This is a genomic window from Pseudomonas sp. TE3899 (assembly GCF_056279105.1).
Genome location: NZ_JBWBQR010000001.1, coordinates 6261725 through 6274776, shown reverse-complemented (window position 1 = coordinate 6274776; position 13052 = coordinate 6261725). Strand labels below are relative to the sequence as shown.

General features: G+C 59.7%; 14 protein-coding genes. 6 read left to right on the top strand and 8 right to left on the bottom strand.

What is annotated here, in order from left to right:
- The first annotated feature begins 133 nt into the window (after positions 1 to 133).
- A complete protein-coding gene (locus ACZ89E_RS28640) occupies positions 134 to 445 on the top strand; it encodes a DUF3077 domain-containing protein (RefSeq protein ID WP_463258405.1) in 312 nt (103 codons plus the stop codon).
- A 143-nt stretch (positions 446 to 588) separates the two neighbouring features.
- Here the strand turns inward: ACZ89E_RS28640 and ACZ89E_RS28635 are convergent, their stop codons facing one another.
- Together ACZ89E_RS28635 and ACZ89E_RS28630 are read right to left on the bottom strand one after the other, a co-directional pair.
- Complete coding sequence (locus tag ACZ89E_RS28635; RefSeq protein WP_149658098.1) at positions 589 to 957, bottom strand: PH domain-containing protein; 369 nt, start codon at positions 955 to 957, stop codon at positions 589 to 591.
- Between the two features lie 12 nt (positions 958 to 969).
- Positions 970 to 1422 carry a hypothetical protein gene (locus ACZ89E_RS28630; protein WP_476256841.1) on the bottom strand — a complete coding sequence of 151 codons (453 nt, stop codon included), beginning with the start codon at positions 1420 to 1422 and terminating at the stop codon, positions 970 to 972.
- Positions 1423 to 1800: 378 nt separating this feature from the next.
- Between ACZ89E_RS28630 and ACZ89E_RS28625 the strand changes: the two genes are divergently transcribed.
- Genes ACZ89E_RS28625 through ACZ89E_RS28610 form a run of 4 tightly spaced genes read left to right on the top strand, consistent with a single transcriptional unit; the run spans position 1801 to position 6906 of the window.
- On the top strand, positions 1801 to 2280 hold the full coding sequence (locus ACZ89E_RS28625; protein ID WP_463258407.1) for a formate dehydrogenase subunit gamma: 480 nt from the start codon (positions 1801 to 1803) through the stop codon (positions 2278 to 2280).
- Positions 2277 to 3809: a formate dehydrogenase beta subunit gene (locus ACZ89E_RS28620; RefSeq protein ID WP_463258408.1), complete on the top strand. Its 1533-nt coding sequence runs from the start codon at positions 2277 to 2279 to the stop codon at positions 3807 to 3809. Before ACZ89E_RS28625 ends, ACZ89E_RS28620 begins: the two co-directional genes overlap by 4 nt.
- Entirely contained in the window at positions 3806 to 6688 is a 2883-nt protein-coding gene (fdhF, locus tag ACZ89E_RS28615; RefSeq protein WP_476256840.1) for a formate dehydrogenase subunit alpha, read from the top strand. The genes ACZ89E_RS28620 and fdhF overlap by 4 nt, the downstream gene beginning before the upstream one ends.
- Positions 6685 to 6906 carry a formate dehydrogenase subunit delta gene (locus ACZ89E_RS28610; RefSeq protein ID WP_149658103.1) on the top strand — a complete coding sequence of 74 codons (222 nt, stop codon included), beginning with the start codon at positions 6685 to 6687 and terminating at the stop codon, positions 6904 to 6906. The genes fdhF and ACZ89E_RS28610 overlap by 4 nt, the downstream gene beginning before the upstream one ends.
- 55 nt (positions 6907 to 6961) lie before the next feature.
- Here ACZ89E_RS28610 and ACZ89E_RS28605 read toward each other — a convergent pair whose 3' ends face one another.
- A complete protein-coding gene (locus ACZ89E_RS28605; protein WP_476256839.1) occupies positions 6962 to 7711 on the bottom strand; it encodes a tetratricopeptide repeat protein in 750 nt (249 codons plus the stop codon).
- A gap of 198 nt (positions 7712 to 7909) precedes the next feature.
- Between ACZ89E_RS28605 and ACZ89E_RS28600 the strand changes: the two genes are divergently transcribed.
- On the top strand, positions 7910 to 9172 hold the full coding sequence (locus ACZ89E_RS28600) for a VWA domain-containing protein (protein WP_476256838.1): 1263 nt from the start codon (positions 7910 to 7912) through the stop codon (positions 9170 to 9172).
- Between the two features lie 54 nt (positions 9173 to 9226).
- Here the strand turns inward: ACZ89E_RS28600 and ACZ89E_RS28595 are convergent, their stop codons facing one another.
- The 5 genes from ACZ89E_RS28595 to ACZ89E_RS28575 form a co-directional block, all read right to left on the bottom strand.
- Positions 9227 to 10210 (bottom strand): hypothetical protein, encoded by a 984-nt coding sequence (locus ACZ89E_RS28595; protein WP_476256837.1) that lies wholly within the window; start codon positions 10208 to 10210, stop codon positions 9227 to 9229.
- A gap of 89 nt (positions 10211 to 10299) precedes the next feature.
- Positions 10300 to 10878 (bottom strand): TerD family protein, encoded by a 579-nt coding sequence (locus ACZ89E_RS28590; protein ID WP_133840490.1) that lies wholly within the window; start codon positions 10876 to 10878, stop codon positions 10300 to 10302.
- Positions 10879 to 10910: 32 nt separating this feature from the next.
- On the bottom strand, positions 10911 to 11486 hold the full coding sequence (locus tag ACZ89E_RS28585) for a TerD family protein (protein ID WP_149658108.1): 576 nt from the start codon (positions 11484 to 11486) through the stop codon (positions 10911 to 10913).
- A gap of 33 nt (positions 11487 to 11519) precedes the next feature.
- A complete protein-coding gene (locus tag ACZ89E_RS28580; protein WP_149658109.1) occupies positions 11520 to 12554 on the bottom strand; it encodes a TerC/Alx family metal homeostasis membrane protein in 1035 nt (344 codons plus the stop codon).
- A gap of 12 nt (positions 12555 to 12566) precedes the next feature.
- Positions 12567 to 13016: a tellurite resistance TerB family protein gene (locus ACZ89E_RS28575; RefSeq protein ID WP_149658110.1), complete on the bottom strand. Its 450-nt coding sequence runs from the start codon at positions 13014 to 13016 to the stop codon at positions 12567 to 12569.
- Positions 13017 to 13052: the final 36 nt, after the last annotated feature.

Below are 13052 nucleotides of genomic sequence, written 5' to 3'. Positions count from 1 at the left end.
GCTCCTCATATCAAGGAGTCTGATAATGCGCAGCATCAATCCGTACAAAACTTGGCTTTCCCCTCTACGCCCCCCCCCAATCGCATAACGCTTCCCCCCTGCCCCACCGCCTCTCCATCACCGGAGACGCCCAATGACCGATCAACCCGAACTCAAAACCATCGGCCTGACCCCGGCCATTTACTGTGCAGACCAACCGCTGTTCCACGTCACTCGCGATGTGCCGCTGGGTGATGCGTTGTCGATGGCTTCGGACTTTCTGTGTCTGGCGAAGTCGCTGACCAAAGAGGCTGCGTATGACCGGGAGACTGACCGTCATGCCTGGGCTGCGCATTATTTGACGTCGTTTAGTAAGGCGTTGGTGGATGATGCGGTGAAGGTGTTGACGCGGGATCGGCCTTCGACTGTGCCGCCTAAGCGGGCGGCGGAGAAGGCTGGGGGGTAGCGGTTGTTTGTGATGGGTTGTGTCAGTTGAGTTAGGTGGCGACTGGCCTATCGCTTTCGCGAGCAAGCTTTGCTCCTACGAGGGTTGTGGTGTTTTTGAGAGAGTGTTTAGCCCCGAGTTTTCGGGGCTTTTTCGTGTTTGGGTCAGAGGACGTGTTGGGAGATCAGTTTTGAGATTTCGACCATCGACGTCCGGCCGGTGAATTCGAATTTCACTTTGCCCAGGGACGAGAAGTAGATCTCCAGTTCGGAGTCCAGGTCGAAGGTGCCGGAGGTTTCCACGGAGTACGCGACGATGTTTTTGTAGGGCAGTGAGGTGAAGTCTTTTTTGCTGCCGGTGATGCCCTGGACGTTGACGGCGATGATGCGTTTATTGGTGAAGACGACGCCGTCGCGCATGGATTTGTAGGCGTCGATGACGTGTTCGCCGTCGAGCAAAAGGTCGGTAACGCGTTGGGCGTATTCTTCGTTTTGCTTGAGTTTGAAGAATCCCTTGTTGTTGAAATCAATCATGTGTCGCTCCTGTTATTCGATTTGAATCGGTCCTTTGGTCCCGGCATCGCTGTCCATCCAGTAATCCTGATTCTGCAAGCGCCGATCCCCCTGGATAGTGAAGGTGATCTTGCCCTGGCGGAACTGGAGCGTGCCGTCGGTGCGTTTGGCGTTGACCCGTTTGCCGTTGACCCAGACTTGTTCCTTGGCGTCGATGCGGATGGTGGCGACGGTCGCGCCGGCTTCGCTCTTGGCCACCCATTGCCCGACGTAGGGGGTTGGGGTGCTGGGGGTGTCGGTGGCGGGGTTGGTGAAACCGGCCTTGGCGTTTTCTGCCTTGGATTTGTGGATATCACAGCCTTGGGTTTCGCTGACTTGGGTGCAGCCGGATTGCTCCAGTTGTTTGCGGTATTTGTCGTTGATGGCGTAGGCCGGGGCTTGGGCGGCGATCAGGATGACCAGCGCCGGCAGGATGGCTTTCTTCATGTTGACTCCTTGGCGATCAGTTCGCGCCGAACGGCATCGTACGTTCACTGTAGTGGATGGGTGTGCAGTGCTTGTGCCACAAAAGATTTCAGACAGTGCGCGCCTTGGTCAGTGCTCTTCTAGACTTAACGGGTGGTCGTGGAAAGAACCGAGCACGTCGCTTTTGTGCAGTTGAACCGATGCCAGCGTGGCAAGCTGCAATTTATGCCCTGAAGAGGTGCGGCGAAGACCGTACCGGGCCCAACAAGATGCCCGCTCAGGGTGCCTGGCCACCGGCCTGAAAATGCCACGATACCGTGACGTGGTGTGAACGCCGCAGCCGACACTTTCGGACAACCGACGACCTTCTGGTGTGTCCGTGACCGTGAGGAATGCTGTATGCCTGATGAGATGTTGTTGCACCTGCCGCTGGTCAACAGCCTGTTGGAGCGCCATAAAGGCTCTGCGGGTGCGCTGTTGCCGATTCTTCATGATATTCAGGCTGGCCTCGGTTACATCCCCGATGCCGCCATTCCCGAGATTGCCCACGCCCTGAACCAGAGTCAGGCCGAGATTCGTGGGGTGATCAGTTTTTACCATGACTTCCGTACCGCGCCGCCGGCCCGACATATCTTGCGTCTGTGCCGCGCCGAGTCGTGCAAGAGTCGCGGCGCCGAGCAACTTGCCGCGCAGTTGCGTGAGCGTCTGCAACTGGACGATCACGGCAGCAGCGCCGACGGCCGTATCAGTTTGCGTCCGGTGTATTGCCTCGGCGCGTGTGCCTGTTCGCCGGCCCTGGAGCTGGATGGTCAGGTGCATGCGCGGTTGAGCGCCGAGCGTCTGGATGCCCTGCTCGACGCTTGCCGGGAGGACGCATGAGCCTCTATCTGCCCTGCGATTCCCTGGCCCGCGCCGTCGGAGCCGATGAGGTGGCGCTGGCCCTTGCCAGTCCGGAGCTGCAACGCACCAGTTCCCGTGGCCTGTATTGGCTGGAGCCGCTGCTGGAAGTGGACACGCCGCAAGGTCGGATCGGCTTCGGTCCGCTGACGGCGGCTGATGTGCCGTCCGTGCTTGATGCCCTGCAAGGCGACCCTTCCGCGCACCCACTGGCCTTGGGCCTGGTGGAAGAATTGCCTTATCTGAAGACCCAACAACGCCTGCTGTTCGCCCGCGCCGGCATCACCCGACCATTGTCGCTGGACGATTACCGAGCCCACGGTGGTTTCGAGGGTTTGAACAGGGCCGTCACGATTGGCGGCGATGAAACCGCGACGGCAGTGTTCGATTCAGGCCTGCGTGGCCGTGGCGGCGCGGCATTCCCCGCCGGGATCAAATGGCGCACGGTTCGCGCGACCCAGGCTGCGCAGAAATACATCGTGTGCAACGCCGACGAAGGCGACTCCGGCACCTTCGCCGATCGCATGTTGATGGAAGGCGATCCTTTCCTGCTGATCGAAGGCATGGCGATTGCCGGCATCACCGTCGGCGCCAGTTACGGCTACATCTATGTGCGCTCGGAATATCCACAGGCGGTTGCGACCTTGCGCGAGGCGCTGGATATCGCCCGGGCCAACGGTTACCTCGGCGCCAATGTCGGGGGCAGCGGTCTGGCCTTTGATATGGAAGTGCGGGTCGGTGCCGGCGCTTATATCTGCGGTGAAGAAACTGCGTTGTTGGATTCGCTTGAAGGCAAGCGCGGGATCGTTCGCGCCAAGCCACCGATTCCGGCATTGAAGGGATTGTTCGGCCTGCCAACCCTCGTACACAACGTGCTGACCCTGGCCTCGGTGCCGCTGATTCTGGCCAAGGGCGCGCAGTTCTATCGCGACTACGGCATGGGCCGTTCCCTCGGCACGATGCCTTTCCAATTGGCGGGCAACATCCGTCACGGCGGCTTGGTGGAACGGGCCTTCGGCCTGACCCTGCGCGAACTGGTGGAAGGCTACGGCGGCGGCACCGCCAGTGGCCGGCCGCTGAAAGCCGCGCAGGTGGGTGGCCCGCTCGGCGCTTGGGTGCCGCCCGCGGATTTCGATACACCGCTGGATTACGAAGCCTTCGCCGGCATCGGCGCGATGCTCGGTCACGGTGGTGTGGTGGTGGCAGACGACAGCCTGGACATGGCGCACATGGCGCGTTTCGCCCTGCAATTCTGCGCCGAGGAATCCTGCGGCAAATGCACGCCATGCCGCATCGGTTCGACTCGCGGCGTTGAGGTCATCGACCGCATGCTGGCCGCGCCGGACCAAAGCGGTCGCGATGAACAGGCGATCATCCTCAAGGACCTGTGCGACACGATGCAATACGGTTCGCTCTGCGCCTTGGGCGGCATGGCGCCGTTCCCGGTCGTCAGCGCCCTCAAGCACTTCCCCGCCGACTTCGGTCTGCAATCTTCGGAGGCCGACCAATGATCACCCTCTTCGACCCGAACACCGATATCGACCTGGGCACCCCGGCTCGTGAAAGCCAGGTGCAAGTGACCCTGAATATCGACGGCCGCAGCATCAGCGTGCCCGAAGGCACCTCGGTGATGCGCGCCGCGGCGCTGCTGGGCACGACCATTCCGAAACTGTGCGCCACCGACAGCCTCGAAGCCTTCGGCTCGTGCCGGATGTGCCTGGTGGAAATCGACGGCATGCGCGGTTACCCGGCGTCCTGTACCACGCCGGTCACTGAAGGCATGAGCGTGCACACCCAAACGCCGAAGCTCGCGACCCTGCGCCGCAATGTCATGGAGTTGTACATCTCCGACCACCCGCTGGATTGCCTGACGTGCTCGGCCAACGGCAATTGCGAGCTGCAAACCGTCGCCGGTCAGGTCGGCCTGCGGGAGGTGCGTTACGGCTATGAAGGCGAGAATCATCTGGCGGATGTGAAAGACACGTCCAACCCATATTTCGACTACGACCCGAGCAAGTGCATCGTCTGCAACCGTTGCGTTCGTGCCTGCGAGGAAACTCAAGGCACGTTTGCCCTGACCATCACCGGGCGCGGGTTTGAGTCTCGTGTTTCCGCCGCTGGGGGCGAGAACTTCCTCGACTCGGAATGCGTGTCCTGCGGCGCCTGTGTGCAAGCCTGCCCGACCGCGACCCTGATGGAAAAATCCGTGGTCGAACTCGGCCAGCCTGAACGCAGCGTGATCACCACGTGCGCCTATTGCGGCGTGGGCTGCTCGTTCCGCGCCGAGATGAAAGGCGACAAACTGGTGCGCATGGTTCCGGACAAAAACGGTCAGGCCAACCACGGTCACTCTTGCGTCAAAGGACGTTTTGCCTGGGGCTACGCCACTCACCCGGATCGCATCACCAAACCGATGATCCGCAACCACATCAACGACCCGTGGCAGGAAGTCAGTTGGGAGGAAGCGGTGACCTACGCCGCCAGCGAATTCCGCCGCTTGCAGCAAAAGTACGGCCGCGACTCGATTGGCGGCATCACGTCCAGCCGCTGCACCAACGAAGAAACCTATCTGGTGCAAAAACTGGTGCGCGCCGCGTTCGGCAATAACAACGTCGACACGTGCGCGCGGGTCTGCCACTCGCCGACCGGTTATGGCTTGAAACAAACCCTGGGCGAGTCCGCCGGGACCCAGAGTTTCGACTCGGTGATGCAGGCCGACGTGATCCTGGTGATGGGCGCCAACCCCAGCGACGCCCACCCGGTGTTCGCTTCCCAACTCAAACGCCGTCTGCGTGAAGGCGCGCGGCTGATCGTCATCGATCCACGGCGCATTGACCTGGTGGACTCGGTGCACGCCCGCGCCGAACTGCACTTGGCCCTGCGTCCGGGCACTAACGTCGCCATGCTCAACGCCTTGGCCCATGTCATCGTCACCGAAGGTTTGCTCGATCAGGCCTTTATCGACGCCCGTTGCGAGGGCAGCGATTTCGCGCGTTGGAGCGAACAGGTCAGCCGTGCGGAAAACTCGCCGGAAGTTCTTGGCGAGATCTGCGGTGTGGCCCCGGCCGACATTCGCGCCGCCGCCCGCCTCTACGCCAGCGCCGATAACGCAGCGATTTATTACGGCCTCGGCGTTACCGAGCACAGCCAGGGCAGCACGGCGGTGATGGGCATCGCCAACCTGGCCATGGCCACCGGCAACATCGGCCGCGAAGGTGTGGGCGTGAACCCATTGCGGGGGCAGAACAACGTTCAGGGCTCTTGCGACATGGGCTCCTTCCCCCACGAGTTGCCCGGCTACCGTCACATTTCCAACGAGGTGGTGCGGGCGCAGTTTGAACAGGCGTGGAACGTCACCCTGCAACCGGATCCGGGCCTGCGTATTCCGAACATGTTCGAGGCTGCTCTGAGCGGTAGCTTCAAAGGTTTGTATTGCCAGGGCGAAGACATCGCCCAGAGCGATCCGAATACCCAGCACGTGACTGCGGCGCTGTCGGCCATGGAATGCATTGTGGTGCAGGACATTTTCCTCAACGAAACCGCCCGGTTCGCCCATGTATTCTTGCCGGGTAGTTCGTTCCTGGAAAAGGACGGCACGTTCACCAACGCCGAACGGCGCATTTCGCGCGTGCGTAAAGTCATGGAGCCGCTCGGCGGCAAGGCCGACTGGGAAGGCACCGTGGCCCTGGCCAACGCGCTGGGCTACCCGATGAACTACAAACATCCGTCAGAGATCATGGATGAAATCGCCAGCCTGACGCCGACCTTCACCAACGTCAGCTACGCCGAACTGGACCGCCACGGCAGCCTGCAATGGCCGTGCAACGCCGCTGCGCCGGACGGCACGCCAACCATGCACATCGAGGAGTTCGTGCGCGGCAAGGGGCGTTTCATGCTCACTGGCTACGTGCCCACCGAGGAGAAGGTTAACAATCGCTATCCGCTGCTGCTCACTACCGGGCGCATCCTCAGTCAGTACAACGTCGGCGCGCAGACCCGGCGCACCGAGAACGTGGCCTGGCACGACGAAGATCGTCTGGAAATCCACCCGACCGACGCCGAGAGCCGTGGCATTAACGAAGGCGATTGGGTCGGCATCGGCAGCCGCGCCGGCCAGACCGTGCTGCGTGCGCGGGTCACTGAACGGGTCGCCCCGGGCGTGGTGTACACCACGTTCCACTTCCCGGAATCCGGGGCCAACGTCATCACCACCGACAACTCCGACTGGGCCACTAACTGTCCGGAGTACAAGGTCACCGCCGTGGAAGTCAGTCGCGTCTACCACCCTTCCGAGTGGCAAAAACGCTACCAGGCCTTCAGCGACGAGCAGGACCGCTTGCTCAAGGATCGCCGCCAGGCACGTGGCGCTAAAGCGGAGGTGCGTCGATGAGCACGGCCAACCTGATCAAAATGGTCAACCAGATTGCCCAGTACTTTGCCACTGAACCGGATCAGCAACAGGCCGTACTCGGCGTGCGCAATCACCTGCAACTGTACTGGACGCCCGGCATGCGCAAGGAATTGCTGGCCTGGCAGACGGAGCATCATGGGGAAGACTTGCATCCACTGGCGCAGGCAGCGGTCAGTGGCGCAGGTTGGGAAGCTTAGGATTTAACAGCCTTTGGATCAGCCCCGAGCTTTTCGGGGCTTTTCCTCTTTGCAACTACAGCTCGACCCGCTGATAAGTGCCGTCAGCCCCCACGTTATGGCCAAAACCGCAGGACTCACCCGCCGTGCGCGTGACCGTGAGCACATCCTTTTTAATGTCGAAGTCGTACTCACAATCGCCTTCGTCTTCCCCACTCATGGCGTAATGCGCCTTGCCGTTATCAAACGCTACTACCGTTGAAAACTCACCGAGATTGGGACCGTAATACATCGCCATCATGCCGGCGTAATAACCCTGGAAATCAACCTGGTACTGCTTGCCTTGTGGCTTGATCGTCATCGAGTTCCATAACGCAGCCCCGGCGTATTGCCAATACCGTCCTTCTGGTTTACTCGACAACTTCCCCAGCGAGTTATTGATATCGCCACTGATCTTGCCCAGGTTGAAGATCGACTTTTTGTCGTTGGGCAGAATACTCAGCCACGCCCGGGCCTTCAGGTAGTTGCCTTCATGGATGTAAGTCAGCGCAACGTTGTTGTAGGCCGTCGCCAGTTTTTCTTCGTCCAACTGACAACTCTCGGACCAGCCGGCCTGCTGTTGATATTGCTCCCGGGCCTTGGCGTATTGCTTGAGCTTGTAATACTTGCCGCCCTCGGCGGAATACTCGCTGATCTTGAGGCAATTGGCGGTCACCTCGTCCTCGGTAATGTCCGCTTGGGCAAAAAACGGTGTCATCAGGAGCAGGATGATCGCTTCGACTTGTATCAAGCGATGCAGCGAAGGATAGAAGTGCTTAATGTCCATATTGTTTTTCCCTGTTTAAAAGTCGGCATGCCCAGCGGTGCGGAGGGTAGCGTGGCCAAGTCACCGAGACAATCAGGGGCCCCCGTACATCTTCCGCCGGCGTCGATAAACTTCCCCCCAATTCGCGCGGCTACTCCCGCATAATCCCGCACTTCCCATGACGGCCTTCACCCGGCGCACCCACTACAAGGACGCAACATGCAAATCAGCCAAGGACAACGCTTACCCTTGTCCAGCCTTATGCAGGGCTCGCAACTTATCCTCTCGATCAACGTTCAGTCGCCCCATGTGTTGGACTTCGTGTGCTTCGGCATCGATGCACAGGGCAAACTTTCCGATGATCGCTACATGGTGTTTTTCAACCAGCCGACGACACCGTGCAACAGCGTGAGCATGGCCAACGGCGGTGACTTCACCCTCGACCTGTCGAAACTGCCCACCAGCATCGATCGCCTGGTGTTCACCACCTCGATCGACGGTGCCGGCGCGATGCGCGACATCCAGGCCAGCAGTTTCAGCATCAAAAGCCTGTCCGGCGAAGTCTTGGCGCAATGCCCGTTCTCGGGCGCCACCTTCGCCGACGAAAAAGCCATCATGGTCGTCGAGCTCTATCGCAAGTCGGGCGAATGGCGCCTGTCGTCCAACCTGCAAGGCTTTAACGCGGGCCTGGATGCGCTGGTGAAACATTTCGGCGGGGATGTCGCTGACGAACCGGCGCCGGCTCCCGTGCCGACACCGGCTCCCGCGTCCAAAGCAATCTCCCTTGAAAAGAAGATCGGCGACGCCGCTCCGCACTTGGTCAGCCTGGCAAAGAAAGCCCAGATCAGCCTGGAGAAAGCCAAGCTCACCGACGTCAAAGCGCGGGTCGGCCTGGTGCTGGATGCGTCCGGGTCCATGAACAACCAGTACCAGACCGGCCGCGTCCAGGAAGTGGTCAATCGACTGCTGCCGCTGGCGCTGCACTTCGACGACGACGGCACCCTCGACTGCTGGGCGTTTGGCGCCGAGACACAGCAGTTGTCCGCCGTGTCACTGGCCAATCACAAAGACTTCATCAAAACCGACCGCGGCGGCTGGCAGGATTGGGCGTTGGGCGCCCGCTATAACGACGAGCCCAAAGCCATCAAGAAGGTCATCGACTTCTACAAGAATTCCCGGGACACCACGCCGATCTACATCCTGTTCATCAGCGATGGCGGCGTGTCGGCCAGTGGCGCGATCAAGAAGCTGATGATCGAAGCGGCCAAGCTGCCGATCTTCTGGCAGTTCGTCGGCATCGGCGGCCACAACTACGGCATCCTGGAAAAGCTCGACACCATGACCGGCCGAGTCGTCGACAACTGCGGTTTCTTCGCCCTGGACGACCTGCACGACATCAGCGAAGAGCAGCTGTACGACAAGCTGATGGAAGAATTCCCGCAGTGGCTGAAGGACGCGAAGGCTAAAGGCATTATTTTTTAAGCCTGACCCCGCCCTCTCCCGCAGTGCATTGCATCGCACTGCGGGAGAGATTCGTTAGCCCTGTTTAAGCGGCGCTTCGCGCAGTTCTTCGAGGCGATTTCCATCCCAACGGTATGTTTGTTTCGACTCCAGTGTCGGGCAGCAACGGGCGTCCTCCGGTCCCACTTCAAGTGAGCTGACGCTGATGGTTTTGTCATCGAGCACCTGCAGGTCGGTGACTGCGCCGTTGACCACAGTGCTGCCCTTGAAATCGAAGGCGCCGTTGTTCGAATAGAAGATGCCCAGGGACGAAAACGAACCATTGCCCCCACCCTGCCCTTCGATGGTGTAGATCACCAAGGCATCGTCCTGGCCGTCGCCATTGAGGTCGGCACGAAGGATTTTGCGGCCTTCCTGATATTCGTCGCCGCCCTCTTCACGGGTCGCAACGTTTATGGCGTTGGAAATAGCGGCGTCCAGCGACCCGGCGATTGGCGCGGGTACTGTCTGTGGCGGTGCAGCCGGAGTCGGCACGGGCGCCGGGGCCTGGACGACTGGCGCGGGTGCAGGGGCCGCAAGCCGTGGCGCTATCCCTTTGGATTTGGCCTCGGCGACAAATTTCTTGAGAACGGCATCGCGAATCGCTTGAGCATCTTCATAGCCGATCAACATGTTTCTGGAACCGGAGAATGGCTGGCCATCGCCCAGGAACCAGCGTGCAAACCAGCCGGGGCGCATGTTTTCCTGTTGCTCGATGGCGCGATCGAGGACCTTCTCGCTGACGTCCACGTACAGCGCGTACCCCTCATCGCCGAACGCCTTCAACATCTCGTCTTTCTGGGCCCCGACCTTTGTCTTCATGACTTCCAGCATGATGATGTTGGTATCGACCAATTTGCTTTCGCACTCATTGGTGTAGCTGCCAAAGCAGGTTTCTTTGTATTCCTGAACCGCATTGTTGAGCTTGAAGTCGTTATACGCCCCACAACCTGCCAATAACATAAGGGCTGCGGTTGCCAAAAAGGCCCGATTTCTCATATCCCTGAATCCTTTTTCCATTAACCCGAACGCGATGCTCGGGGTTTGAACAAGATCGACCCCCCAAAAAAAGCCCCGCTCGAAAGCGGGGCTTCTTCAACCCGAATGGGTTAGCCGATGCTGACGCCGTGGGCTTCAGCCAGTGGCTTCAGGCCGCCGGCGAAACCTTGGCCGATCGCCTTGAACTTGAACTCTTCACCGCTGCGGTACAGCTCGCCAAAGATCATGGCGGTTTCGGTGGAAGCGTCTTCGCTCAGGTCGAAACGTGCCAGTTCTTTACCGTCAGCCTTGTTCACAACGCGGATGTAGCCGTTGGACACCTGGCCGAAGTTCTGTTTGCGTGCATCGGAGTCGTGGATGGTGACCGCGAATACCAGCTTCTTCACCAGCGGAGCCAGGGAGGTCAGTTTGACCGTCACTTGCTCGTCGTCGCCTTCGCCGGCACCGGAGCGGTTGTCGCCCATGTGTTCGACGGAGCCGTCAGCCGACTTCTTGTTGTTGTAGAAAATGAAGCTGTTGTCGTCGAGCACTTTGCCGTTTTCGCCTACGACGAAAATCGACGCATCGAGGTCGAACTCGGTGCCGTCAGTGACGCGAGGATCCCAGCCCAGGCCCACGAGCACTTCGGTCAGACCCGGTGCTTCTTTGGACAGGGATACGTTGCCGCCTTTGGAAAGACTTACAGCCATGGTTAGTTTCCTTATTCAATGGACCGAGGGGTTTAGAAGTTCATACCGTACGAGTTGGCCAGCGCCTTCAGGCCACCGGCAAAGCCCGAACCAACGGCACGGAATTTCCATTCGCCGTTGTTGCGATACAGCTCGGCGAAGATCATCGCGGTTTCGGTGGAAGCGTCTTCTGCGAGGTCGTAACGCACGATCTCGGCACCGCTGATTTCGTTGACAACACGAATGAACGAGCCGCCGACCTGACCGAAGTTCTGCTTGCGTGCATCAGCGTCGTGGATGGTGACGGTGAATGCGATCTTGTCGATATCGGCCGGAACGCGGCTCAAGTCGATTTTCAGTACTTCGTCGTCGCCATCGCCAGCACCGGTGCGGTTGTCACCGGTGTGCTCGATGGAACCGTCAGCGCTTTTGAGCTGGTTGTAGAAAATGAAGTCGGCGTCACCACGCACTTTGCCGTTGGCACCCAGCAGGAACGCACTTGCGTCCAGGTCAAACTCCGTGCCGTCAGTTGCGCGTGGATCCCAACCCAGACCGACCAGAATCTTGGTCAGAGAAGGATCGGTCTTCGATAGGGACAGGTTGCCGCCTTTTTGAAGAGTCAGTGCCATGAGTACAGCTCCTTGTGGTTAATGCGTTTTGAATTACTGATTGTCAGCCGGGGCAACTTCCTTTTCGGGGAAGATCACGCTGGCGAAAATACCGATGGCCAGCACTACGACAACGATGATCAGGCTGGTGTTCGGATCGATGTTGTAGCCGTGGTGGAACAGGTGGTCAGTCGCATTCAGGCCCAGCTTTACCGCGATGAAGAAGAGCAGCGCGATAACGGCTTTTTCCAGGTGTACCAGGTAGCGTTTCAGCGCTTCCAGCACAAAGTACATGGTCCGCAGGCCGAGGATGGCGAAGAGCATGGCCGAGAACACGATCAGCGGTTCGCGGCTGACGGCGATGACGGCCGGGACGGAGTCGAACGCAAACAGCACGTCGGACACTTCCATGACCACCAGGCACAGGAACAGCGGCGTGGCGAACAGACCGCCCTTGGCCGCCAGCGACATGCCTTTGTTTTCCGGCTTGGTCAGCTCGGCTTCCAGCGTCTTGCGACGCACGAAGAAGTCATGGCCATGCAGTTTCGGCCACACCGGGAACAGCTTCTTGGCGAAGCGGTACGCCATGTGCGTGGAGTAATCTTCTTCCTCTTCGTCGTCACCGCCGCTGCGCAGCATCATCACCGCAGTCCAGGCCACGATCAGTGCAAACACCACTTCGACCCAAGGACCCAGCGCCAGCAGGCCGGTACCGATGGCCACGAAGATCAGGCGGAACACGATCGCGCCGATGATGCCCCAGTACAGGACACGGTGGCGCAGGCCGTTCGGCACTTTGAACCAGGCGAAGATCGCCATGAACACGAACAGGTTGTCCACGCTCAGGACTTTTTCCAGCGCATAGCCGGTGATGAACAGGGTCGCGACATCCGGGCCATGTTCGTAGTACAGGAACCCTGCGAAGCCGAACGAGATGAGAATCCAGAACACCGACCAGGCTGATGCTTTGGCGAGGCTGATCGGCTGGTCACCGCGATGGGTGAACATGTCGAGGATCATCGCGCCGAGCGCCAGCGCCACGAATACAGCGATGGTCAGCGGGGGGAAACCCAGGTGAGAAACTTCCACAGTTATTGTTCCTTAGAGTTCAAAGTCAGCCGGGGGTAAGCCCAGCTCGAGGCAGATCAGGCGGCAAACGGCTTTTTCCTTGTCGTCGAAATTACCGTCCGACGCGCCGATGGCGCAGGCAACACGGACCAGCAGGCGACCTGCGCCGTCCTTGCCCTTGATCTTGCTGATGTTTTTCAGGGCTTCGGCCTGACCGATCTGGAAGTCGAATTCGAACTTGCCGCACGCGTCGTTGAAGACCTTGATGACGTCAGTCAGGTTGAACACTTTCAACTCGGGCGAGTTGTTGATGAACCCGGTCATTTTCATTTTTTCAGCCGAGCTGACTTCACCGTCCGCCGCCGCAACCATGGCGCAGCTGTTGGCAACCGCTTCCATGAACTCTCTGTTCTTGAACTTGGCCACTTCGGTGGTCAGCTTCTCGCGGGCAAGCGCCGCGTTTGTTTTCAACCATGACAACATGTTGTTCACCTCTAGGGCGGACCGGACCGGCCCGCC